Source organism: Pseudomonas sp. (genome assembly GCF_002796985.1).
Taxonomy (GTDB): domain Bacteria; phylum Pseudomonadota; class Gammaproteobacteria; order Pseudomonadales; family Pseudomonadaceae; genus Pseudomonas.
Genome location: NZ_PEKX01000012.1, coordinates 151651 through 175036 on the forward strand (window position 1 = coordinate 151651; position 23386 = coordinate 175036).

Below are 23386 nucleotides of genomic sequence, written 5' to 3' on the forward strand. Positions count from 1 at the left end.
ATGTCCAGGGCAAGCCTTCTTGGTTACTTCTTCGGCGCTTGGAAGAAGTGACTCGCCCGAGGGGGCGAAACACAAAGTCCACGCGCACGTCGAAGCGGCGCAGGAACGCCCAGACCAATGCAGCAGAAGCGCATCACCGGAGCAAAAGAAAGCGCCGGCCCTGCCAACGGATCGCGGGCATGACCCGCTTACAGCGGTAATGCGCAATGAAAAAGGCCGCCTGAAGGCGGCCTTTTCTCAGGCAGCACGGAAGATCACTCCTTCGGCGCTTCCATCTGCGCCCACAGCGACGGCCCGCCAGCGGACTTCTCGATCACCGCCAGGCGGGCGATGTGCGCCTCCAGCTCTTCATCGGTGGCACGAATGACGCGAGTCAGGCCACGTTCGGCCGCCAGGCGACGAATCGCCGAAGCCATCGCGCGACCGCTACCGTCACCCTCGGCACCGTTGCCAGCCAGCGACAGGCTGGTCTGGCCACCGGTCATCGCCAGGTAGACGTCGGCGAGAATCTCGGCGTCGAGCAGTGCGCCGTGCAGGTCACGGCCGGAGTTGTCGACGCCATAGCGCTTGCACAGGGCATCGAGGTTGTTGCGCTGGCCCGGATGGCGCTCGCGAGCCATCAGCAGGGTGTCGAGGATCGAGCAGTAGTCGCTGACTTCCGCACGCTCGGACTGCCCCAGCAGGGCGAACTCGTTGTTGATGAAGCCGACGTCGAACGCGGCGTTGTGGATGATCAGTTGTGCGCCGTTGATGAACTCGAAGAAGTCGTCAGCGACTTCGCGGAAGCGCGGCTTGTCCTTCAGGTAATCGCTGGTGATACCGTGGACCGCGATGGCGCCTTCGTCGATTTCACGGTCGGGCTGCAGATAGACGTGGAAGTGTCGGCCGGTGAGACGGCGGCCTTCGAGTTCGACGCAACCGATCTCGATGATCCGGTGGCCGTCAGTGACCGGCATACCGGTCGTTTCGGTGTCGAGTACGACGCTACGCATTCTGTGTGAAACCTTTTTGCGGTTGATTCGCCCGGAGCGTTCCGGACGCTCTTGATTCTCAGCGCGGCAATTCACTCACGCCACGGTTGGCGAGCATGTCGGCGCGTTCGTTACCGGGGTGGCCGGTATGGCCGCGCACCCAGCGCCATTCGACAGTATGCCGGTTCACCTGCTCGTCCAGCGCCTGCCACAGGTCGGCATTCTTCACCGGCTGCTTGGCGGCGGTCTTCCAGCCGCGCTTTTTCCAGTTGGGCATCCACTCGGTGATGCCCTGCATGACGTACTGCGAGTCGGTGACGATGCGCACGTCACAATGCCGCTTGAGCGCCGCCAGGGCCATGATGGCGGCGGTCATTTCCATGCGGTTGTTGGTGGTTTCCGCCTCGCCGCCCCACAGTTCGCGCTCGGCGCCCTTGTAGAACAGCACGGCGCCCCAGCCACCGGGGCCTGGGTTGCCCTTGCAGGCGCCGTCGGTGTAGATCTCGACTTTCTCTTCGCTCATTGGACTCGTATTCAGGATTCGGAATCGCGGCGACTGACCTTGGCTACCGGCAACGGCACCAACTGCCCGCGCGGTTCACGACGAGGTTGACGCAGGGGCCGCAGACCGACCACCAGCTTGCGCGCCACCAACAGATAGAAGCCGGCGCCGGAACCTTGCAGCACGGGGCCCCAGGTTTCCATGCGGGCCAGGCGGCCCTGCCATTTCGCCGATGCAAGCGGCGGACGATAACACCCGAAGCGGCGTTTCTCCAGCGCGAAGCCGAGCAGGTTCAGCCAGTCGCACACCCGGTTCGGCGAGATGCAGCGCGCGCGGCGCAAGGCATCGCGGGCGAAGTAATGCCGGATGCCCCAGGCACTCCGGGGATTTACCCCGACCACCAGCAGATGTCCGCCAGGGCGCACGCTGCGCGCGGCTTCACGCAGCAATCGGTGGGGAGACAGGCAGAAGTCCAGGCCGTGCTGCAGCAGCACCACGTCGGCGGCGTGTTCGCCCAGCGGCCAGGCCGCCTCGTCACAGGCGATTTCCACCCCTGGCAGTGGCGGCCCCAGGCGCACACCGCGCTGGATGTTGCCAACACTGGCGGGCAACTCGGCATGCGGTCCGTAATGCACCAGGTAACCGCCGAAATAGCGCTCCAGCTCGTCGATCAGCAACTGCTGCTCTTCGGCAAGCATCATTCCGCCGATCGGCCCGGACAGCCAGTGGCGGGCCTGGTCGATCAACTCCAGCCAGTCGGCATCGGCCTGGGCGAAGGGTTCTTCGATCATCACTACCCCCTGTGGGACAGCGCGACACAAAAGTGCGTATCCGCACTACTATGCGCCAATGCCCACCTCTTGGCGACTTTCCCCCCATGATACAGATAGATGCTCTGCCCGCCTTTTCCGACAACTATCTCTGGCTGTTGCAGGATGTGACCCGCCGCGAATGCGCGGTGGTCGATCCGGGTGACGCCGCGCCGGTCGAGCAATGGCTGCAAGCCCACACCGACTGGAAGCTGACCGACATCCTCGTCACCCACCATCATGCCGACCATGTCGGCGGCGTCGCCCGTCTGAAGGCCGCAACCGGCGCCCGAGTTCTGGGCCCGGCCGGGGAAAAGATTCCAGCCCGCGACGTGGCGCTGGACGAGGGTGACCGTGTCGAAGTGCTCGGCCTGGATTTCCAGGTGATCCATGTGCCCGGCCACACCCTCGGCCACATCGCGTACTTCAGCCAGAGCCAGGAGCAACCCTTGCTGTTCTGCGGCGACACGCTGTTCGCCGCGGGCTGCGGTCGTCTGTTCGAGGGCACGCCAGCGCAGATGCATGCGTCGCTGGGCCGGCTGGCCGCCCTGCCCGGCCCCACTGCCGTGTACTGCACCCACGAGTACACCCTGAGCAACCTGCGTTTCGCCTGCGCGGTAGAGCCGGAGAACCCAGAAGTCCTGGCCCGCTTCGAAGAAGTCAGCCGCTGGCGCGAACAAGGGAAGATCAGTCTTCCTTCTTCCATTGCCCTGGAACGGGCTACGAATCCTTTCCTTCGCGTGTCAGAAACATCCGTTAAGAAAATGGCCGACGAGCGGAGCGGCCAGCAAATCCGCACGCCCGAAGAGGTCTTTGCGACCATTCGCCGCTGGAAGGACCAGTTCTGAAGGTTGGCGAAATCTTGACCAAGGCAGGCTCGGTTTCTAGAATCGCCGAAATTTTTGCCTCGGACATAGTCATCAGCCAATGCCGCCAAAGACCAGAAAGACCTCCGATCTAGACGCCTTGGCGCGCGCCATCCGAGTCTCTATCGTGCTGCTCGCTGCGGGCCTGGCGGGCTGCCAGTCGACCCATCAGGCTGCCGACGACAGTCAGGCGCGCATCGCCTCCCGTGCCGTCGACGTGCAGTTCAACCCGGCCTGGACCGAAGCCCAGAACGATATCTGGGAGCGCATGCGCGATGGTTTCCAGCTGCAGGACCAGATCGACACCAACCCGCGCATCGAGCGCCAGCGCCTGTGGTTCATGAGCAACCAGTCATTCCTGGAGAATGCCAGCGAGCGCGGTGCACCGTATATGCACTATGTCGTCGAGCGCCTGGAAGAACGCGACATGCCGCTGGAGCTGGCCCTGCTGCCGATGATCGAGAGCTCCTACAACCCGATGGCCGTGTCACGCTCACAGGCCGTCGGCCTGTGGCAGTTCATTCCGAGCACCGGTACGCACTTCAACCTGCGCCAGACCAACTTCTATGACGGTCGCCGCGACATCACCGCGTCGACCAACGCCGCACTGACCTACCTGACTCGCCTGCACGACATGTTCAATGGCGACTGGCTGCTCGCGCTCGCCGCCTATAACGCCGGCGAAGGCACCGTCAGCCGCGCGATCGAGCGCAACGAGCGCCTAGGCCTGCCCACCGACTACTGGAACCTGCCGCTACCGCAGGAAACCCAGGACTACGTGCCCAAGCTGCTGGCTCTGTCGCAACTGGTGAATGCCCCGACCATCTACGGCATCAACCTCAACCCGATTGCCAACCAACCCTACTTCACCTCGATCCGCGTCAAGCCGGGCCTGGACCTTTCGCGCGTCGCCGCCCTGGCCGACCTGGACGAGGATGAGCTGTACCAGCTCAACCCCGCCTTCAAGCGCAAGGTGACCCGGGACGGCCCGCACCACCTCCTGGTACCGCTGGACAAGGCCGACACCCTGCAGGCCGGCGTCGCCAACATGCAGCCCATCGAGATCAAGCCGATGGCGGTTGCCAGCAGCGGTGCGCGCTATCGCGTTCGCAAGGGCGATAGCCTGCACAGCATCGCCCAGCGCTACCGCCTGAGCGTGGCCGAACTCAAGGCAGCCAACCACCTGAGCGCCAACCGCCTGCGCAATGGCCAGACCCTGGTCATTCCCGGCCAGCCCGGCCGCCCGACCATCGAGCCGGAAAGCCCACGCCAACTGGCCCAGGTGGACCGTTCCAAGGCGGCCCCCAGCTCCCGCACCAGCAGCCGCAGCTACACCGTGAAGAGCGGCGACACGCTCTGGCAGATCGCCAGGAAGAACAATGTCGACGTCGCCGACATCAAGCGCTGGAACAAGCTCGACAGCCACGGCGTGAAGCCGGGCCAGACCCTCGCGCTGCAAGGCGGCAACGCCTCCCAGGTGGCGTCGACTGGCAAGGGCAAGACCAAGCAGGACGCCGCAACCTACTACAAGGTCAAGCAAGGCGACTCGATGTCCATGATCGCCAAGCGGTTCAATGTCGAGATGCAACACATCCAGCGCTGGAATCCGCGTAGCGGCAAGGCGCTGAAACCGGGCCAGACCCTGACGCTCTACCTCGGCACCGCCAGCCGCTGAGTGTCACCTTGCGCCGGGGCGCACAGCCCCGGCTGCATGTCTTCTGGCAGCCAGGACAAGCTGCTACTGTACGACGCTAACCCCTTCAGCCTGCCAGGATCGGATCCTACGCCTGATGCGTCGATTGTCTCTCCTGTTCCTAGGCCTCTTCCTGGGCCTCCCCGCCTCCGCCCAGATCACCGAGAGCCACGGCTACGCTCAGTTCGGCGACCTCAAGTACCCGGCCAATTTCGACCACTTCGCCTGGGTAAACCCCAAGGCGCCCAAGGGCGGCCTGCTGCGGCTGATGGGGCTGGGCACCTTCGACACCCTCAACCCCTACACCTTCAAGGGCAGCCCGCCGGTCAGCACCGCGGATTTCCTGCAGTACGGCGTCAGCGAACTGAACGAGCCGCTGATGGTCGGCACCGGTCTGTATGACCCATCCGGCGACGAGCCCGCCTCCAGCTACGGCCTGATAGCCCGCAGCGTGGAGTACGCCGAGGACCGCAGCTGGGTGGTGTTCAACCTGCGCCCGGAAGCGCGCTTCCACGACGGCAAGCCGATCACCGCCTACGACGTAGCGTTCTCGTATCGCACGCTGCTGCACCACGGCCACCCGATGTACCGCACCAACCTGCAGGAAGTGCAGCGGGTCGACATCCTCTCGCCGCAGAGCATCCGCTTCGTCTTCAAGCGCCACGACAACCCGTTGCTGATCCTGCGCCTGGGCGAAATGCCGGTGCTACCGCAGCACTACTGGAAAGGCCGCGACTTTCAGGCCACCACTTTCGAGCCGCCGCTGGGCAGCGGACCGTACCGAATCACCGAGGTGGCGCCGGGTCGCCGCCTGGTGTTCGAGCGAGTCAAGAACTGGTGGGGCGCGAACCTGCCGGTGAACCGTGGCAAGTACAACTTCGACCGCGTCGAGGTGGATTTCTACCGCGATGCCGGCATTGCCTTCGAAGCCTTCAAGGCCGGCGAATTCGATTTCTACATCGAGCACCAGGCGAAGAACTGGCGCAGCAACTACCGCTTCCCGGCAGTGCGCCGGGGCGAAGTGGCCAAGGTGGAAATCCCCCACCAGATCCCTACCCAGACCCAGGCGCTGTTCCTCAATACCCGTCGCGCGACCTTCGCTGATCGCCGCCTGCGCGAAGCGCTGGGGATGATGTTCGACTTCGAGTGGACCAACCGCGCACTGTTCAACGACGCTTACGTGCGCGCCAGCAGCTACTACCCCAACAGCACCTTTTCCGCCACCGGCGTACCCCAGGGCCAGGAATGGCTGCTGCTATCCCCGTATAGGCAGCAACTGCCAGAAGCGCTGTTCAAGCGCCCCTTCACGGTGCCGGTGACCAAGGGCGCCGGCATCCCGAGGGAAACCCTGCGCCACGCCTTGGGTCTATTGGGCGAAGCCGGCTGGAAGCTTTCCGGTGACCGCCTGCTGGACGCCAACGGCAGGCAGTTGCGCTTCGAAATCCTGCTGGTCAATCCCAGCCTGGAACGCATCCTCCAGCCATACCGCGAGAACCTCGCCAGTATCGGCATTAATGCGAGCTTGCGCACCGTGGACCGCGCCCAGTACAAACAGCGTCTGGACCAGTTCGACTACGACATGATTCTGATGACCCTGCCCCAAACCCTGAGCCCCGGTCTCGAACAATGGCAGTACTTCCATTCGAGCCAGGTGGCGGTGAAGGGCAGCAAGAACTATGCGGGCATCGCCAACCCCGTGGTGGACGCGATGCTCGAGAAGCTCCTCGGCGCCACCGACCGCAACCAGCAGGAAGCCGCGGCCCGCGCACTGGATCGGGTGTTGCTGTGGCAGCACTACAGCATTCCCAACTGGTACCTGAACAAACACCGACTGGCGTACCGCAACCGCTTCGCCTTCGTCACCACGCCGCCCTACACGCTGGGTTTGCGAGCCTGGTGGCAAAAAGACCAGGAGAACACCCTATGAAAAGCCCCCGCCGCGCCGCGCTCTGCGCCGGCCTGTTGCTGGGACTGCTGGGCAGTGCGCAGGCCGCGCCGCAGCACGCCATCACCCTGTATGACGAGGCGCCCAAGTACCCGGCGAACTTCAAGCACTTCGACTTCGTCAACGCCGATGCGCCCAAGGGCGGCACCCTGCGTCTCTCCGACTTCGGCGGGTTCGACAGCCTCAATCCCTTCATCGCCAAGGGCAACTCCGCGCCGCAGATCAACCTGATCTACGACACCCTGACCTTCCACTCTCTCGACGAGCCCTTCACCGAATACGGCCTGCTCGCCGAGAAGATCGAGAAGGACCCGGAGCACCGCTTCGTACGCTACTACCTGCGCCCGGAAGCGCGCTTCCAGGACGGCACGCCGGTCACCGCCGAAGACGTGGTGTTCACCTTCGAGACGCTGATGAAGGACGGCGACCCGATGTACCGCAACTACTACGCGGACGTCGACAAGGTGGTGGCCGAGGACAAGCTGCGCGTGCGCTTCGACTTCAAGCACGGCGACAACCGAGAGCTGCCGCTGATACTCGGCCAGCTGTCGATCCTGCCCAAGCACTGGTGGGCCAGCCGCGACTTCAACAAGACCAACATGGAGCCGCCGCTGGGCAGCGGCCCGTACCGCATCGCCAAGGTCGAGGCCGGCCGCTCGATCCGCTACGAGAAGGTCAAGGACTGGTGGGGCGACAAGCTGGCGGTGAACCGCGGCTTCAACAACTTCGACGCCGTGGTGGTCGAGTCCTACCGCGACCTCACCGTCGCTCTGGAAGCCTTCAAGGCCGGGCAGTTCGACTTCAACGACGAGCGCATCGCGAAGAACTGGGCTACCGCCTACGACTCGCCAGCCGTGCGCGACGGCCGCATCGTCCGCGAGGAGCCGGTGAACGGCAATCCGTGGGGCATGCAGGCCTACGCCTTCAACATCCGCCGCCCGGTGTTCCAGGACCCGCGCGTGCGCGAGGCCATCACCAACCTGTTCGACTTCGAGTGGACCAACAAGCAACTGTTCTTCGGCTCCTACCTGCGCGACGGCAGCTACTTCGAGAACTCCGAAATGGCCGCCAAGGAGCTACCCGACGCCGAGGAACTGAAGATACTCGAACCGCTGCGCGACAAGCTGCCGCCACAGGTCTTCACCCAGGTCTACGTGCCACCCACCAGCGACGGCAGCGGCATCATCCGCGAGCAGAAGCGCAAGGCCTACCAGTTGCTGCTGGAGGCCGGCTACAAGATCGAGAACGACAAGATGGTTGGTCCCGACGGCAAGCAGCTGAGCTTCGAGTTCATGCTCGCCCAGGCTGACTTCGAGCGCGTGCTGCTGCCCTTCAAGCGCAACCTCGCCGAGCTGGGCATCGACATGCAGCTGCGCCGCGTCGACGTCTCGCAGTACATCAATCGCCTGCGCTCGCGGGACTACGACATGATCGTCAGCAGCTGGCCACAGTCCAGCTCGCCGGGCAACGAGCAGCGCGAGTTCTGGCACTCCAGCAGCGCCGACAAGCCGGGCAGCCGCAACTTCATCGGCCTGCGCGACCCGGGCATCGACGCCCTGGTGGAAGCACTGATCAACGCCGACTCCCGCGAAAGCCTGGTGCGCCACGCCCGCGCCCTCGACCGCGCCCTGCTCTGGGGACACTACGTGGTGCCCAACTGGTACCTGGGCAACTGGCGCCTCGCCTACTGGAACCGCATCGCCCACCCGGAAAAGTTGCCGCCGTACAGCTATGCACTGCAGACCTGGTGGCAGGCCCGCGACAAGGCCGTACCGACCAAGACGGACGCCAAGGCCACGAGCGCAGCACCGGCTGACGGCGCTGTCGCCCAAGGAACAAACTGATGCTGGCCTACATCCTGCGGCGCCTGCTGCTGATCATTCCCACGCTGTTCGGCATCCTGCTGATCAACTTCATCATCATCCAGGCTGCCCCCGGTGGCCCAGTGGAGCAGATGATCGCCAAGCTGGAAGGCTTCGACGCTGCCAGCGGCGGCGCCACCGGGCGCATCTCTGGCGGCGGCGGTGAAGTCCCCGCCGCCGGTACGCACTACCGTGGCGCCCAGGGCCTCGACCCCGAGCTGGTGAAGGAAATCGAGCGCATGTATGGCTTCGACAAGCCGGCGCCCGAGCGCTTCTGGATCATGCTCAAGAACTACGTGCACCTGGACTTCGGCCAGAGCTTCTTCCGCGACGCCAAGGTCACCGACCTGATCGTCGAGAAGCTGCCGGTCTCCATCTCCCTCGGGTTGTGGAGCACACTGATCATGTACCTGGTGTCGATCCCGCTGGGCATCGCCAAGGCGGTGCGCCACGGCAGCCACTTCGACGTCTGGACCAGTTCGGCGATCATCGTCGGCTACGCCATCCCCGCCTTCCTCTTCGCCATCCTGCTGGTGGTGCTGTTCGCCGGCGGCAGCTACTGGGACTGGTTCCCGCTGCGAGGACTCACGTCCAACAACTTCGACGAGCTGACCTGGGGCGGCAAGGTCCGCGACTACTTCTGGCACCTGGCGTTGCCGATCACCGCGCTGGTGATCGGCAACTTCGCCACCATCACCCTGCTGACCAAGAACAGCTTCCTCGACGAAATCGGCAAGCAGTACGTGGTCACCGCCCGCGCCAAGGGCCTGACCGAGCGCCGCGTGCTCTACGGCCACGTATTCCGCAACGCCATGCTGCTGATCATCGCCGGCCTGCCCTCGGCCCTGCTGGGCATCTTCTTCACCGGCTCGCTGCTGATCGAGGTGATCTTCTCCCTCGACGGCCTGGGCCTGCTCAGCTTCGAGGCGGCATTGAACCGCGACTACCCGGTAGTGTTCGGCACGCTGTTCATCTTCACCCTGTTCGGCCTGATCATGAAACTGGTCAGCGACGTCCTCTACACGCTGGTCGATCCGCGCATCGACTTCGAGAACCGGGAGTAATCCGATGCGCCTGTCTCCCATCAATCAGCGCCGCTGGGCGCGCTTCAAGGCCAACAAGCGCGGCTGGTGGTCACTCTGGCTGTTCCTTACGCTGTTCGTCCTCAGCCTGGGTGCCGAGCTGATCGCCAACGACAAGCCGCTGGCCATCCGTTACGACGGCGAGTGGTACTTCCCGGTGGTCAAGCGCTATCCGGAAACCGCCTTCGGTGGCGAATTCCCCATGGAGGCCAACTACAAGAGCCCGTACATGCGCGAGCAGATCGCGCAGAAAGACGGCTGGATTCTCTGGCCGCCGATCGCCTACAGCTACGACACCATCAACTACGACCTGCGGGTGCCGGCCCCCTCGGCGCCCACCGCGGAAAACTGGCTGGGCACCGACGACCAGGCCCGTGACGTGATGGCGCGGGTGATCTATGGCTTCCGCGTGTCGGTGCTTTTCGCCCTGATCCTCACCGTGCTCAGTTCCCTCATCGGCGTCATCGTCGGCGCACTGCAGGGCTTCTACGGCGGCTGGGTCGACCTGCTCGGCCAGCGCTTCCTGGAAATCTGGTCGGGCCTGCCGGTGCTCTACCTGCTGATCATCCTCGCCAGCTTCGTCCAGCCAAGCTTCTGGTGGTTGCTGGGAATCATGCTGCTGTTCTCCTGGATGAGCCTGGTGGACGTGGTGCGCGCCGAGTTCCTCCGTGGCCGCAACCTGGAGTATGTGCGTGCCGCCCGCGCCCTGGGCATGCGCAACGGGGCGATCATGTTCCGCCATATCCTGCCCAACGCAATGATCTCCACCCTGACCTTCATGCCCTTCATCCTCACCGGCGCGATCGGCACCCTGACCTCCCTGGACTTCCTCGGCTTTGGCCTGCCTGCCGGCTCTCCGTCGCTGGGCGAACTGGTCGCCCAGGGCAAGTCCAACCTGCAGGCACCTTGGCTGGGCATCAGTGCCTTCGTGGTGCTGGCCGTAATGCTTAGCCTGCTGGTGTTCATCGGCGAAGCCGCCCGCGATGCCTTCGACCCGAGGAAGTGACATGACCCAGAACGAGAACCTCATCGAAGTCCGCGACCTGTCCGTCGATTTCCTCTGCGGCGACGAGCAGGTGCGCGCGGTGGAACACATCAGCTTCGACATCCGCAAGGGCGAGACCCTGGCGCTGGTGGGTGAAAGCGGCTCCGGCAAATCGGTCACCGCGCACTCCATCCTGCGCCTGCTGCCCTACCCCACCGCCAGCCACCCCTCCGGCAGCGTCCAGTACGCCGGCAAGGACCTGCTCAAGCTGCCCGAGCGCAAGCTGCGCAGCATTCGCGGCAACCGCGTCGCCATGGTGTTCCAGGAACCCATGACCTCGCTGAACCCGCTGCACACCATCGAGAAGCAGATCGGTGAAGTGCTGGCTCTGCACAAAGGTATGAGCGGTGCTCAAGCCCGTGCGCGCACGCTGGAACTGCTGGACCTGGTCGGCATTCCCAACCCCTCCACTCGCCTCAAGGCCTACCCCCATGAGCTTTCTGGCGGCCAGCGGCAACGGGTGATGATCGCCATGGCGCTGGCCTGCGAGCCGGAGTTGCTGATCGCCGACGAACCGACCACGGCGCTGGACGTCACCGTGCAACTGAAAATCCTCGACCTGCTGCGCGATCTGCAGCAGCGGCTGGGCATGGCCATGCTGCTGATTACCCACGATCTGAACCTGGTTCGGCGCATCGCCCATCGCGTCTGCGTCATGAAGCGCGGGAGCATCGTCGAGCAGGCCGATTGCGAAACCCTCTTCGAGGCGCCACAGCACCCCTACACGCGTGAATTGCTCGGTGCCGAACCCAGTGGCACCCCCGCGCAGAACGAGCCCGGTGCGCCGCTGCTGGAGGTCGACGACCTGCGCGTGTGGTTCCCGATCAAGAAAGGCGTGTTCCGCAAAACCGTCGACCACGTCAAGGCGGTGGACGGCATCGACTTCAGCCTGCCGCGCGGGCAGACCCTGGGCATCGTCGGCGAGAGCGGTTCGGGCAAGTCGACCCTGGGCCTGGCCATCCTGCGCCTGATCAACAGCCAGGGTGGCATTCGCTTCGAGGGCCAGGCCATCGAAGGCATGAACCAGGCGGAAGTCAGGCCTCTGCGCCGCGAGATGCAGGTAGTCTTCCAGGACCCGTTCGGCAGCCTCAGCCCGCGCATGTCGGTGGGCCAGATCGTCGGCGAAGGCCTGGAAATCCATGGCATGGGCACAGCCGAGGAGCGCGAGCGGGCGATCATCGAAGCGCTCAAGGAAGTCGGCCTCGACCCGGACACCCGCCACCGCTACCCCCACGAGTTCTCCGGGGGCCAGCGACAGCGCATCGCCATCGCCCGCGCGCTGGTGCTCAAGCCGGCGCTGATCCTGCTGGACGAGCCGACCTCGGCCCTGGACCGCACCGTGCAGCGCCAGGTGGTCGAACTGCTGCGCGGGCTGCAGGCCAAGTACAACCTGACCTACTTGTTCATCAGCCACGACCTGGCGGTGGTGAAAGCCCTCAGCCACCAGCTGATGGTGATCCGCCACGGCAAGGTAGTCGAACAGGGATTGGCCGAGGAAGTCTTCGCCGCGCCACAGCATGCCTACACGCAGCAACTGCTGGAGGCAGCCTTCATGGTGCCCACTCAAGCCTGAGCCAACAGCAGACAAGGAAGCAATCACATGGGGTTTCTCGCCGGTAAACGCGTACTGATCGTCGGTGTCGCCAGCAAGCTGTCCATCGCCTCCGGCATCGCCGCGGCGATGCACCGTGAAGGCGCCGAGCTCGCCTTCACCTACCAGAACGACAAGCTCAAGGGCCGCGTCGAGGAATTCGCCGCCGGTTGGGGCTCCAGAGCCGGACTGTGCTTCCCCTGCGACGTGACCAGCGATGCGGACATCGAAGCCGTGTTCGCCGCGCTGGCGAAGCAGTGGGACGGCCTGGACTGCATCGTCCACTCGGTGGGGTTCGCGCCGGGCGATCAGCTCGACGGCGACTTCACCGAAGTCACCACCCGCGACGGCTTCCGCATCGCCCACGACATCAGCGCCTACAGCTTCGTCGCCCTGGCCAAGGCCGGCCGCGCATTGATGAGGGGCCGTAACGGCAGCCTGCTCACCCTCTCCTACCTGGGCGCCGAGCGCACCCTGCCCAACTACAATGTCATGGGCATGGCCAAGGCCAGCCTGGAAGCCGGTGTGCGCTACCTGGCCGGCAGCCTCGGCCCAGAAGGCACCCGCGTCAACGCGATCTCCGCAGGCCCGATCCGCACCCTGGCCGCCTCGGGCATCAAGAGCTTCCGCAAGATGCTCGCCGCCAACGAACGCCAGACTCCGCTGCGGCGTAACGTGACCATCGAGGAAGTCGGCAATGCCGGCGCCTTCCTCTGCTCGGACCTCGCCAGCGGCATCAGCGGCGAGATCCTCTATGTCGACGGCGGCTTCAACACCACCGCCATGGGCCCGCTGGCCGACGACTGAGCCTTCCCACAGGCAAAGAAAAAGGCCGCTGATGCGGCCTTTTCCTTTACTGCGCAAAACGAGGGCCGCTTGCGCGACCCCAGTCTCTTACTTCTTGGCTTCGTCGAATTTCTCGATCTTCGCCTGATCCTGCAGGTAGCGACGGAACGCAGCGAAGTCGTCCTGGCCGCTACGCGAAGCGAGGAAGCGCTGGTACATCGCCTTCTCTTCTTCGGTCGGCTTGCCTTCCGGCTCGCTCACACCGCTGAGCTTGACCAGTACGAAGTCGCCGTTCTGCAGCGCGACACCACCGAGGCTGGGCTTGTCGGCACCCTCCGGGCGAGCCATGCGGAACACGCTCTGCAGCACGACCGGATCGACACCTTCCTGACCGCGGGCGGCAGCTTCCACAACCTTCCACTGCTGGCCTTCCTGAGCCTGGGTCAGCGGGATCTTGCCGTCGCGCAGACCTGCCAGCAGCGCTTCGCCACGGGTCTTGGCATCGGCGGCAGCATGCTCGACCTGCAGACGCTTGAGGATGCTATCGCTGACCTGCTCCAGGGTTTCCTGCTCAGGCTTGTGATGCTCCTTCACGCGCAGCACGACCACAGTATCCGGATCCAGCTCGATAGCTCCGCTATTGGCAGCCTCTTCCAGCACTTCAGGGCTGAAAGCGGCCTGGATGACCTGGCGATTGGCGGTGACGCCTTCGCCGCCTTCACGGCCAAACGGCTTGCTCGTCTGCACCTTCAAGCCCATGTCCTGAGCCGGCTGCCCCAGATCGGAAGCCTCGTAGGCGGAGCTTTCCAGTTGCTTGGTAGCATCGACGAAACGCTGCTCGACCAGTTGGGTCTTGGCTTCGTGTTCCAGTTTCGCCTTCAGGCTGTCGAAGGTCGGGACTTCCGGCGCTTCGACTCCCAGCAGCTTGATCAGATGCCAGCCGTAGGAGGTCTTCACCGGAGCGGAGACTTCGCCCTTCTTCAGCGCATACAGCGCTTCCTCGAAGGCCGGGTCATACACGCCGCGACCAGCGAAGCCCAGGTCGCCACCGTTGGCGGCGGAACCGGTGTCGTTAGACAACTCCTTGGCCAGCTTGGCAAAGTCTTCGCCCTTGTCCAGGCGCGCCTTGATCTCGTCGATCTTGGCCTTGGCCTGCTGGTCGTTCTGCTTATCGTTCACCTCGATCAGGATGTGCGCGGCGTCGCGCTGCTCGGCCAGGCCGGCGATTTCCTTCTGATAGAGGGCATCGAGGTCTTCCTTCTTCACTTCGACCTGATCGAAGAAGCCAGACTTCTTCAGCTCGACGTAGTCGATGGTGACCTGCTCGGGCGTCATGAACTCGGTGCTGTGCGCGTCGTAGTACGCCTTGATCTCGCTATCCTCGACTTTGCTCTTGGCCGGGTCGGCCTTGAGGGTCAGGGTGGCAAAGTCACGGGTCTGCTTCTCCAGTCGCGCAAAGGCATTCAGTTCATCGTCGGTGACGAAGCCAGTACCGGCGATGCCGGCACGCAGTTGGCCCATCAACATTTCCTCGCCAAACATGCGGCGGAACTGCATGCGGTCGTAGCCCATCTGGCGGATGACCTGGTCGAAGCGATCGGCACTGAACTTGCCATCTACCTGGAACTCAGGGGTCGACAGGATCAGTTGATCCAGCGCCTGCTGAGAGAAGGAGAACTTGTCATTCTGCGCAGCTTGCAGGATCAGCTTGCGCTCGATGAGCGACTTCAGCGCGGATTCCCTGAGCAGCTTGTCATCGAGCATGGATGCATCGAAGTCCTTGCCCAGGCGCTGCATCAGCTGACGACGCTGCATGTCCGCAGCCTGTTGCAGCTCCGACAGAGCGATGTCATCGCCATTGACCTGAGCGGCGACGTTCTCGTGGTGGGTTGCGCGAATGATCTGATCGAACCCGGTCAAAGCCATGAGGACAACGATCACGCCCAGGATGGTCTTGGTGATCCAGCCTTGGGAATTGTCCCTGATGTTTTGCAGCATGCGGCCCCCGACGCGGCCACGACCCACCTTCAATGGCGGCGCGGCGTGGAAAAAAGGCGGATATAAGAAAGGCGCATCCGAGGATGCGCCTTCTCGTAACGAGTGGAGCTTGCGGGCTTGAGCCCGTGACCCCCGATGATTCCAACCGACCTACGCCAGCCGGGTCACCGCTCCGTGACCAGCCCAGCCGAAGCTGAACTGGTACAGGTCAAGTCCAAAAAGACGCTTAGTTGACAGCGTCCTTGAGGGCTTTACCGGCTTTGAAGCCCGGGATCTTAGCAGCAGCGATCTTGATCGGCTTGCCGGTTTGCGGGTTGCGACCGGTGCGAGCAGCGCGCTCTTTGACAGCGAAGGTGCCGAAGCCTACCAGTACGACGGAGTCACCAGCCTTCAGGGCGCCAGTTACGGACTCGATCACCGCGTCCAGAGCGCGACCGGCAACAGCTTTCGGGATATCAGCAGATGCGGCGATAGCATCGATCAGTTCCGACTTGTTCACTCTAAGTCCCCTTATTTCTGTTGAGTATGTTTCTATGTGTAAGGTCTAAGCAAAAGCAGGTGTTGGTTTGCCAACTGACAAAGCAAGTGCCGCTTTATAACAAGGGCTCAAAAACAGTGTCAAGAAAGCCCCCCAACTAATGCGTGCTGATTCGCTCCTTGGAATCAGACTCGCGCTTCTCATCCTTTGCAACCATCTCGGGAGCCGCATCGGGCAAGGGCTCCGGGGCGTATTGCAGCGCAATTTGCAGGACCTCGTCAATCCATTTAACCGGTTTAATAACGAGATCGGCCTTAATATTATCCGGAATTTCCCTAAGGTCTCGTACGTTTTCCTCGGGAATGATCACAGTCTTGATTCCCCCCCGGTGTGCTGCGAGAAGTTTTTCCTTCAGGCCGCCAATGGCCAGAACCTGACCTCGCAGGGTGATCTCGCCGGTCATCGCAACGTCCGCACGCACCGGGATCTGGGTGATTGCCGAAACCAGTGCAGTGCACATGCCAATGCCCGCGCTAGGGCCGTCCTTGGGCGTCGCGCCCTCCGGCACGTGGATGTGGATATCATGCTTCTCGTGGAAGTCCGGGGCAATGCCCAGGCTCTTCGAACGACTACGAACCACAGTCAATGCAGCGGTGATGGACTCCGCCATGACGTCGCCCAGTGAGCCGGTTTTTGTCAATGCACCCTTGCCGGGCACCATGGCCGATTCGATGGTCAGCAGTTCGCCGCCCACCTGCGTCCAAGCCAAACCGGTCACCTGGCCGATCTGGTCCTGCTGCTCGGCCAGGCCGTAGCGGAACTTGCGCACACCCAGGTAGTTTTCCAGCGAATCCGGCGTTGCCACAGCGTCGATACGCTTGGCCTTGCCACCATCCTTCACCGCCTTGCGGCAGACCTTGGCGATCTGACGCTCAAGGCTACGCACGCCGGCTTCGCGGGTGTAGTAGCGAATGATGTCGCGGGTAGCCGCTTCCTCGAAGACCAGTTCGTCCTTCTTGAGACCATTAGCCGCAGTCTGTTTCGGTACAAGATATTTCGAGGCGATGTTGATCTTCTCGTCCTCGGTGTAGCCCGGCAGACGGATGACTTCCATGCGGTCCAGCAGTGCTGCCGGAATGTTCATGGAGTTCGCCGTGCAGAGGAACATCACGTCGGAGAGGTCGTAGTCGACTTCGAGGTAGTGGTCGTTGAAATTGTGGTTCTGTTCCGGGTCGAGTACTTCCAGCAGCGCGGATGCGGGGTCGCCGCGCATGTCGCTGCCCATCTTATCAATCTCATCCAGCAGGAATAGCGGGTTGCGCACGCCTACCTTGGTCATCTTCTGGATCAGGCGACCGGGCATGGAACCGATATAGGTACGACGGTGGCCACGAATTTCGGCCTCGTCACGCACGCCGCCCAGGGCCATGCGCACGAACTTGCGGTTGGTGGCGCGAGCGATGGACTCGGCCAGCGAGGTCTTGCCCACGCCGGGCGGGCCGACCAGGCAGAGCACTGGACCCTTGAGCTTCTTCACGCGCTTCTGCACGGCGAGATACTCGAGGATGCGCTCTTTGACCTCTTCCAGACCGTAGTGGTCTGCATCGAGGATATCCTCGGCCTTGTCCAGGTCGTGGCGCACCTTGCTTTCAGCCTTCCACGGCACATTCACCAGCCAATCGATATAGGAACGCACCACGGTCGCCTCGGCGGACATCGGCGACATCTGCTTGAGCTTGTTCAGCTCGGCAGTGGCCTTGGCCATGGCTTCCTTGGTCAGACCGGCAGCGTCAATGCGCTTCTTAAGCTCTTCGACTTCGTTATGGCCTTCATCGATGTCACCCAGTTCTTTCTGGATGGCCTTCATCTGTTCGTTGAGGTAGTACTCGCGCTGGCTGCGCTCCATCTGCTTCTTCACGCGGCCGCGAATTCGCTTCTCGACCTGCAGCAGGTCGATTTCGGCGTCCAGCATCGCCAGCACATGCTCGACGCGGGCAGACAGCTCGGTGATTTCGAGGATTTCCTGCTTCTGCTCGATCTTCAACGCCATATGGGCCGCCATGGTGTCCACCAGGCGACCGGGCTCATCGATGCTGTTGAGCGAGGACAGGACTTCGGCCGGGACCTTCTTGCCCAGTTGTACGTACTGCTCGAACTGGCTGAGCAGGCTGCGCGTGAAAACTTCGGATTCGCGCTCGCCGACAGAGGGCTCATCAATGATCGACACTTCGGCGCGGCAGTAGGCCTCCTCGTCGATGAAGCGTTCTACCTGGCCTCGCTGCTCGCCTTCCACCAGCACCTTGACGGTGCCATCGGGCAGTTTCAGCAGTTGCAGGACGGTAGCGACCGTACCCATGCGGTACAGGCCGTCTTCACCCGGATCATCGTCAGCAGGATTCTTCTGCGCCAGCAACAGGATCTGCTTGTCGCCGGTCATGGCGGCCTCGAGGGCCTCGATGGATTTCTCACGACCCACGAACAGCGGGATGACCATGTGCGGATAAACCACTACGTCACGCAGGGGCAGCAGGGGCAACTCGACGAGTGTTTTCATGATATTCGGCTCTACAGCGGCACTTGGCCATAACGATGGGGTTTGGACCCTTCGGCCTAAGATGGGGTTAGGACTGGGAAAAAACAAGCGCGGTAGATGGGAAGAAAAAAGGGGCCCTAGGGCCCCTTCTGGTTTCAGGCGTCAGGTGCAGCCTTGGCCGGCTGCTCGCTGTTCTCGTAGATCAGCAGCGGCTGGGAGGAGCCCTCGATGACGCTTTCGTCGATCACCACCTTGCTGACGTCGTTCTGCGAGGGGATCTCGTACATGGTATCGAGCAGGATGCCTTCGAGGATCGAACGCAGGCCACGGGCGCCGGTTTTGCGCTCGAGCGCCTTGCGAGCGACCGCCTTGAGAGCGTCCGGACGGAACTCGAGGTCCACGCCTTCCATTTCGAAGAGCTTGGCGTACTGCTTGGTCAGCGCGTTCTTCGGCTCGGTGAGAATCTGCATCAGCGCTGCTTCGTCCAACTCCTCAAGCGTCGCGATGATCGGCAGACGGCCGACGAATTCCGGGATCAGGCCGAATTTCACCAGATCTTCCGGCTCGACCTCACGCAGAGCATCCCCCACCTTCTTACCAGCTTCCTGGCTGCGGACTTCGGCACTGAAGCCGATGCCGCCCTTGGTGGAACGGTTCTGGATGACCTTTTCCAGACCAGCGAACGCACCACCACAGATGAACAGGATGTTGCGGGTGTCGACCTGCAGGAATTCCTGCTGCGGATGCTTACGGCCTCCCTGAGGCGGCACGGAAGCCACGGTGCCTTCGATCAGTTTCAGCAGAGCCTGCTGAACGCCCTCACCAGACACATCGCGGGTAATCGATGGGTTGTCCGATTTGCGCGAGATCTTGTCGATTTCGTCGATATAGACGATACCCATCTGGGCCTTCTCGACATCGTAGTCACACTTCTGCAGCAGCTTCTGGATGATGTTCTCGACGTCCTCGCCCACGTAGCCAGCCTCGGTGAGGGTGGTGGCATCAGCGATGGTGAAGGGAACATTGAGCAGACGCGCCAGAGTCTCGGCGAGCAGAGTCTTGCCCGAGCCAGTCGGCCCGATCAGCAGAATGTTGCTCTTGCCCAGCTCGACGTCATCCTTGCGCTCACGCTGGTTCAGCCGCTTGTAGTGGTTGTACACCGCTACTGCCAGTGTCTTCTTGGCACGCTCCTGGCCGATCACATACTGATCGAGGATGGTGCGGATCTCTTTCGGCGCCGGAAGCTTGTGCGCACTGCTCTCCGCCTGTGCTTCCTGCACCTCCTCACGGATGATGTCGTTGCACAGGTCGACGCACTCGTCGCAGATAAAGACCGAGGGGCCGGCAATCAACTTGCGCACTTCGTGCTGGCTCTTGCCGCAGAAGGAGCAATACAGCAGCTTGCCGTTGTCCTCGCCGTTGCGGGTGTCAGTCATTCGATCGTTCCAATCGGGGATATACGTGAAGGACAAGATGAAGGCATTCGCAGGCATTTTCAAGCCCGCGAGCGGCCGGATTACCGGCCGCGGTACTGCGGAGAGGCTTAGTTGGCAGCAGGACGCTGGGTGAAGACCTGATCGATCAGTCCGTATTTGACGGCGTCATCCCCGCTCATGAAGCGGTCACGATCGGTATCACGGGCAATGACGTCCAGCGGCTGGCCGGTGTGATGCGCCAACACCTGGTTCAGGCGTTCCTTGATGAAGAGGATTTCCTTGGCATGGATCTCGATGTCCGAGGCCTGGCCCTGGAAGCCGCCCAGCGGCTGGTGGATCATCATGCGCGAGTGCGGCAGGCAGTAACGCTTGCCAGCAGCACCGCCGGCCAGCAACAGCGCGCCCATGCTGCACGCCTGGCCAACGCAGATGGTGGATACGTCAGGCTTGATGAACTGCATGGTGTCGTAGATCGACATGCCAGCGGTCACGGAGCCACCCGGGGAATTGATGTAGAGGTGAATGTCCTTGTCCGGGTTCTCGGCCTCGAGGAACAGCAACTGGGCCACCACGAGGTTGGCCATGTAGTCCTCGACCTGGCCGACCAGGAAGATGATCCGCTCCTTCAGCAGGCGCGAATAGATGTCGTAGGAACGCTCACCGCGGGCGGACTGCTCCACCACCATCGGCACCAGACCACCAGCGGCCTGGATGTTCGGAACTTGCGGCATATAAGGATTGTGCATGTCCGACGATCACTCCCTAATAAAAAGTCATGTCTCTATAGCGCATAAGCCAGCCCGAAGGCTGGCTTATGACAATCGAACAAAGCGACGAATCAGGCTGCTTGCGGAGCTTCAGCAGGCTTGACCGCGTCTTCGTAGGATACCTGCTTGTCGGTCACATTGGCCTTCTGCAGGACAGTATCTACAACTTGTTCTTCCAGTACAACCGAACGGACTTCGTTCAGCTGCTGGTCATTCTTGTAGTACCAGGAAACGACTTGTTCCGGCTCCTGATAAGCCGAAGCCATCTCTTCGATCATTTCGCGAACGCGGGCTTCGTCGGCCTTCAGTTCGTGCTGCTTGACCAACTCGGCAACGATCAGACCCAGAACGACGCGGCGCTTGGCCTGCTCTTCGAACAGCTCAGCCGGCAGCTGATCGGGCTTGATGTTGCCACCGAACTGCTGGACAGCCTGCACGCGCAGACGGTCGACTTCGTTGCTGATCAGGGCTTTCGGCACTTCAATCGGGTTGGTCTCGACCAGACCTTCCATCACCTGGTTCTTCACCTTGGATTTGATGGCCTGACGCAGCTCACGCTCCATGTTCTTGCGAACTTCGGTGCGGAAGCCTTCCAGAGTGCTTTCCTTCACGCCGAACAGAGCGAAGAACTCTTCGTTCAATTCCGGCAGCTTCGGCTCGGCGACGCTGTTGACGGTAGCGGTGAACTCGGCGGCTTTGCCGGCCAGGTCCAGGTTCTGGTAGTCCTCGGGGAAGGTCACGTTCAGAACGCGCTCTTCACCGGCCTTGGCGCCAACCAGGCCTTCTTCGAAGCCCGGGATCATGCGGCCGGAGCCCAGCACCAGCAGGGTGCCCTTGGCGGAGCCACCAGCGAAGGCCTCGCCGTCGATCTTGCCGACGAAGTCGATGTTTACCTGGTCGTCGTTCTGAGCGGCACGATCAACAGCTTCGAAGCGGGTGTTCTGCTTGCGCAGGATTTCCAGCATGTTGTCGAGGTCGGCGTCGGCCACATCGGCCTGCAGGCGCTCAACCTTGATGCCGTCGAAACCGGCAACCTGGAACTCAGGGAAGACTTCGAAGGTAGCGATGTACTCGAGGCCCTTCTCCTTCTCGAACACTTTCGGCTCGACGGAGGGAGCGCCAGCCGGGTTCAGCTTCTGCTCGACCACGGCTTCGTAGAAGGTTTCCTGGATCAGGTCACCGAGGGCTTCCTGACGAGCGGCGGCTTCGTAGCGCTGACGGATCACGCTCATCGGCACCTTGCCGGGACGGAAGCCAGGAACCTTGGCGCGACGAGCAGTCTGCTGCAGACGCTTGTTGACTTCGGTCTCGATGCGCTCGGCCGGCACGCCAACGGTCATGCGGCGCTCAAGAGCGGAGGTGCTTTCAACGGAAACTTGCATGGATATTCCTCGTGGCACAGACGTAAGCCGGTCCTTCCGGCTCCCAGAATCAAGGGCAAGCATTCTAGTAGCTAGAAATGCAGAAGTCACCCTGACTGGAAGCTGCGGAAATTCACGGATGCGAGAGCTTATGGAAAGAAGATGGTGCGGACGGAGAGACTCGAACTCTCACAGCTTGCGCCACCGGAACCTAAATCCGGCGTGTCTACCAATTTCACCACGTCCGCAGGGTACCGCAGAAACGAAAACGCCAGGCTCTAGGCCTGGCGCTTCGGAATATGGGGTGGACGATGGGAATCGAACCCACGACACCAGGAGCCACAATCCTGTGCTCTACCAACTGAGCTACGCCCACCATATTACATTTGCTTGTACCGAACGCCACTTGGCGCACCCGGCAGGACTCGAACCTGCGACCATCCGCTTAGAAGGCGGATGCTCTATCCAGCTGAGCTACGGGCGCTTTAGTGGCGGCAACCCTTGCTAAGCAGACCCAGTGGAACCACTGAATCGGTTGGCACCGCCTCTTTCGTGTTTCAGGCTGTGCTCGGCAAGCGGGGCGCATGTTATCGATGAGGCCATACCCCGTCAACAACTTTTTTAAAAAAAGTTCAAAGAGATAAAGGAGTTACGCCAAATCAGGGGCGCCCGCCTTTGCCTTATGGAGGCAGCATGCGAAAATGCGCGCCTTCTTTTCACCCGCCTTAATGGTTATCCCCCCGACATGACTGCAAAACTGATCGACGGCAAAGCGATCGCCGCCAGCCTCCGCCAGCAGATTGGCCAACGCGTCAATGAGCGCCGCCAGCAAGGACTGCGCATCCCCGGCCTGGCTGTGATCCTGGTCGGCAGCGACCCCGCCTCTCAGGTCTATGTCGCGCACAAGCGCAAGGACTGTGAAGAGGTCGGCTTCCTCTCCCAGGCTTACGACCTCCCGGCCAGCACCACCCAGGAAGAGCTGCTGGCGCTGATCGACCGCCTGAACGCCGATCCGGCCATCGACGGCATCCTCGTCCAGCTTCCCCTCCCCGCCCACCTCGATGCTTCCCAGCTACTGGAACGCATCAGCCCGGACAAGGACGTAGACGGCTTCCACCCCTTCAACATCGGCCGTCTGGCCCAGCGCATCCCGCTACTACGCCCGTGCACCCCGAAGGGCATCATGACCCTGCTGCAAAGCACCGGCGTCGACCTGTACGGCATGGACGCAGTCGTAGTCGGCGCATCGAACATCGTCGGCCGCCCCATGGCGCTGGAACTGCTGCTGGGCGGTTGCACCGTTACCGTGACCCACCGCTTCACCCGTGACCTGGCAGACCACGTGCGCCGCGCCGACCTGGTGGTCGTGGCCGCCGGCAAGCCGGGCCTGGTCAAGGGCGAGTGGATCAAGGAAGGCGCCATCGTCGTCGACGTGGGCATCAATCGCCAGGAGGACGGCAAGCTGGTGGGCGACGTCGAATTCGACGTCGCCGCCGAGCGCGCCAGCTGGATCACCCCGGTGCCAGGTGGCGTCGGCCCGATGACCCGCGCCTGCCTGCTGGAAAACACCCTGTACGCCGCCGAACACCTGCACACCTGACAGGTGTTCGACGAGCAAGAAAAAGCCCGCAGTGATGCGGGCTTTTTCGTTTCATGAAGCT

Annotated in this window: 18 protein-coding genes and 3 tRNA genes; 9 read left to right on the forward strand and 12 right to left on the reverse strand. The window is 62.5% G+C overall.

Annotated features, from left to right (window positions below; all coding sequences use genetic code 11):
• Nucleotides 1-254: 254 nt before the first annotated feature.
• The 3 genes from dnaQ to CTR55_RS18420 are packed head-to-tail and all read right to left on the reverse strand — an operon-like array spanning nucleotide 255 to nucleotide 2261.
• Nucleotides 255-992: a DNA polymerase III subunit epsilon gene (gene dnaQ, locus CTR55_RS18410; protein WP_296288267.1), complete on the reverse strand. Its 738-nt coding sequence runs from the start codon at nucleotides 990-992 to the stop codon at nucleotides 255-257.
• A gap of 58 nt (nucleotides 993-1050) precedes the next feature.
• The gene (rnhA, locus tag CTR55_RS18415; protein ID WP_296288268.1) at nucleotides 1051-1494 is read right to left on the reverse strand and encodes a ribonuclease HI; all 444 of its coding nucleotides are present in this window, start codon (nucleotides 1492-1494) and stop codon (nucleotides 1051-1053) included.
• Nucleotides 1495-1505: 11 nt separating this feature from the next.
• Nucleotides 1506-2261, reverse strand: a complete 756-nt coding sequence (locus CTR55_RS18420; protein ID WP_296288391.1) for a methyltransferase domain-containing protein — start codon at nucleotides 2259-2261, stop codon at nucleotides 1506-1508.
• Nucleotides 2262-2350: 89 nt separating this feature from the next.
• Here CTR55_RS18420 and gloB point away from each other — a divergent pair, with 89 nt between their 5' ends.
• From gloB to fabI, 8 genes are all read left to right on the forward strand, one after another.
• Nucleotides 2351-3130 (forward strand): hydroxyacylglutathione hydrolase, encoded by a 780-nt coding sequence (gloB, locus tag CTR55_RS18425; RefSeq protein ID WP_296288393.1) that lies wholly within the window; start codon nucleotides 2351-2353, stop codon nucleotides 3128-3130.
• 79 nt (nucleotides 3131-3209) lie between these two features.
• Nucleotides 3210-4823, forward strand: a complete 1614-nt coding sequence (locus CTR55_RS18430) for a LysM peptidoglycan-binding domain-containing protein (RefSeq protein ID WP_296288269.1) — start codon at nucleotides 3210-3212, stop codon at nucleotides 4821-4823.
• A gap of 115 nt (nucleotides 4824-4938) precedes the next feature.
• Nucleotides 4939-6768, forward strand: coding sequence for an extracellular solute-binding protein (locus CTR55_RS18435; protein WP_296288270.1), 1830 nt, complete (start codon nucleotides 4939-4941; stop codon nucleotides 6766-6768).
• On the forward strand, nucleotides 6765-8630 hold the full coding sequence (locus CTR55_RS18440; RefSeq protein WP_296288271.1) for an extracellular solute-binding protein: 1866 nt from the start codon (nucleotides 6765-6767) through the stop codon (nucleotides 8628-8630). The genes CTR55_RS18435 and CTR55_RS18440 overlap by 4 nt, the downstream gene beginning before the upstream one ends.
• Nucleotides 8630-9712, forward strand: coding sequence for a microcin C ABC transporter permease YejB (locus CTR55_RS18445; protein ID WP_296288272.1), 1083 nt, complete (start codon nucleotides 8630-8632; stop codon nucleotides 9710-9712). The genes CTR55_RS18440 and CTR55_RS18445 overlap by 1 nt, the downstream gene beginning before the upstream one ends.
• Before the next feature lie 4 nt (nucleotides 9713-9716).
• Entirely contained in the window at nucleotides 9717-10736 is a 1020-nt protein-coding gene (locus CTR55_RS18450) for an ABC transporter permease (protein WP_296288273.1), read from the forward strand.
• A 1-nt stretch (nucleotide 10737) separates the two neighbouring features.
• A complete protein-coding gene (locus CTR55_RS18455) occupies nucleotides 10738-12348 on the forward strand; it encodes an ABC transporter ATP-binding protein (RefSeq protein ID WP_296288274.1) in 1611 nt (536 codons plus the stop codon).
• A gap of 27 nt (nucleotides 12349-12375) precedes the next feature.
• The gene (gene fabI, locus CTR55_RS18460; protein ID WP_296288275.1) at nucleotides 12376-13173 is read left to right on the forward strand and encodes an enoyl-ACP reductase FabI; all 798 of its coding nucleotides are present in this window, start codon (nucleotides 12376-12378) and stop codon (nucleotides 13171-13173) included.
• 87 nt (nucleotides 13174-13260) lie between these two features.
• Here fabI and CTR55_RS18465 read toward each other — a convergent pair whose 3' ends face one another.
• The 9 genes from CTR55_RS18465 to CTR55_RS18505 all read right to left on the reverse strand — a co-directional run bounded on the left by CTR55_RS18465 (nucleotide 13261) and on the right by CTR55_RS18505 (nucleotide 22209).
• A complete protein-coding gene (locus CTR55_RS18465) occupies nucleotides 13261-15150 on the reverse strand; it encodes a SurA N-terminal domain-containing protein (RefSeq protein ID WP_296288276.1) in 1890 nt (629 codons plus the stop codon).
• A gap of 226 nt (nucleotides 15151-15376) precedes the next feature.
• Nucleotides 15377-15649 carry a nucleoid-associated protein HU-beta gene (gene hupB, locus CTR55_RS18470; protein ID WP_003087931.1) on the reverse strand — a complete coding sequence of 91 codons (273 nt, stop codon included), beginning with the start codon at nucleotides 15647-15649 and terminating at the stop codon, nucleotides 15377-15379.
• Nucleotides 15650-15785: 136 nt separating this feature from the next.
• The gene (gene lon, locus CTR55_RS18475; RefSeq protein WP_296288277.1) at nucleotides 15786-18182 is read right to left on the reverse strand and encodes an endopeptidase La; all 2397 of its coding nucleotides are present in this window, start codon (nucleotides 18180-18182) and stop codon (nucleotides 15786-15788) included.
• A 134-nt stretch (nucleotides 18183-18316) separates the two neighbouring features.
• Nucleotides 18317-19597: an ATP-dependent Clp protease ATP-binding subunit ClpX gene (gene clpX, locus CTR55_RS18480; protein WP_296288278.1), complete on the reverse strand. Its 1281-nt coding sequence runs from the start codon at nucleotides 19595-19597 to the stop codon at nucleotides 18317-18319.
• 107 nt (nucleotides 19598-19704) lie between these two features.
• Entirely contained in the window at nucleotides 19705-20343 is a 639-nt protein-coding gene (clpP, locus tag CTR55_RS18485; protein WP_296288279.1) for an ATP-dependent Clp endopeptidase proteolytic subunit ClpP, read from the reverse strand.
• Nucleotides 20344-20435: 92 nt separating this feature from the next.
• Nucleotides 20436-21746 carry a trigger factor gene (gene tig / locus CTR55_RS18490; RefSeq protein WP_296288280.1) on the reverse strand — a complete coding sequence of 437 codons (1311 nt, stop codon included), beginning with the start codon at nucleotides 21744-21746 and terminating at the stop codon, nucleotides 20436-20438.
• A 142-nt stretch (nucleotides 21747-21888) separates the two neighbouring features.
• A tRNA-Leu gene (locus CTR55_RS18495) sits at nucleotides 21889-21973 on the reverse strand.
• Nucleotides 21974-22025: 52 nt separating this feature from the next.
• Nucleotides 22026-22101 (reverse strand) — tRNA-His (locus tag CTR55_RS18500).
• A 31-nt stretch (nucleotides 22102-22132) separates the two neighbouring features.
• Nucleotides 22133-22209: transfer RNA gene (locus CTR55_RS18505), tRNA-Arg, on the reverse strand.
• Nucleotides 22210-22470: 261 nt separating this feature from the next.
• Here CTR55_RS18505 and folD point away from each other — a divergent pair.
• Complete coding sequence (folD, locus tag CTR55_RS18510; RefSeq protein WP_296288281.1) at nucleotides 22471-23325, forward strand: bifunctional methylenetetrahydrofolate dehydrogenase/methenyltetrahydrofolate cyclohydrolase FolD; 855 nt, start codon at nucleotides 22471-22473, stop codon at nucleotides 23323-23325.
• The last annotated feature ends 61 nt before the right edge of the window (nucleotides 23326-23386 follow it).

Excerpts from the sequence above, each read along its gene's own strand:
- clpX (WP_296288278.1), bottom strand. The coding sequence starts at position 19,597 with ATGACTGACACCCGCAACGGCGAGGACAACGGCAAGCTGCTGTATTGC.
- dnaQ (WP_296288267.1), bottom strand. The coding sequence starts at position 992 with ATGCGTAGCGTCGTACTCGACACCGAAACGACCGGTATGCCGGTCACT.
- CTR55_RS18430 (WP_296288269.1), top strand. The coding sequence starts at position 3,210 with ATGCCGCCAAAGACCAGAAAGACCTCCGATCTAGACGCCTTGGCGCGC.
- CTR55_RS18440 (WP_296288271.1), top strand. The coding sequence starts at position 6,765 with ATGAAAAGCCCCCGCCGCGCCGCGCTCTGCGCCGGCCTGTTGCTGGGA.
- gloB (WP_296288393.1), top strand. The coding sequence starts at position 2,351 with ATGATACAGATAGATGCTCTGCCCGCCTTTTCCGACAACTATCTCTGG.
- CTR55_RS18455 (WP_296288274.1), top strand. The coding sequence starts at position 10,738 with ATGACCCAGAACGAGAACCTCATCGAAGTCCGCGACCTGTCCGTCGAT.
- rnhA (WP_296288268.1), bottom strand. The coding sequence starts at position 1,494 with ATGAGCGAAGAGAAAGTCGAGATCTACACCGACGGCGCCTGCAAGGGC.
- CTR55_RS18435 (WP_296288270.1), top strand. The coding sequence starts at position 4,939 with ATGCGTCGATTGTCTCTCCTGTTCCTAGGCCTCTTCCTGGGCCTCCCC.
- clpP (WP_296288279.1), bottom strand. The coding sequence starts at position 20,343 with ATGCACAATCCTTATATGCCGCAAGTTCCGAACATCCAGGCCGCTGGT.
- lon (WP_296288277.1), bottom strand. The coding sequence starts at position 18,182 with ATGAAAACACTCGTCGAGTTGCCCCTGCTGCCCCTGCGTGACGTAGTG.
- CTR55_RS18445 (WP_296288272.1), top strand. The coding sequence starts at position 8,630 with ATGCTGGCCTACATCCTGCGGCGCCTGCTGCTGATCATTCCCACGCTG.
- fabI (WP_296288275.1), top strand. The coding sequence starts at position 12,376 with ATGGGGTTTCTCGCCGGTAAACGCGTACTGATCGTCGGTGTCGCCAGC.
- folD (WP_296288281.1), top strand. The coding sequence starts at position 22,471 with ATGACTGCAAAACTGATCGACGGCAAAGCGATCGCCGCCAGCCTCCGC.
- CTR55_RS18450 (WP_296288273.1), top strand. The coding sequence starts at position 9,717 with ATGCGCCTGTCTCCCATCAATCAGCGCCGCTGGGCGCGCTTCAAGGCC.
- tig (WP_296288280.1), bottom strand. The coding sequence starts at position 21,746 with ATGCAAGTTTCCGTTGAAAGCACCTCCGCTCTTGAGCGCCGCATGACC.
- CTR55_RS18465 (WP_296288276.1), bottom strand. The coding sequence starts at position 15,150 with ATGCTGCAAAACATCAGGGACAATTCCCAAGGCTGGATCACCAAGACC.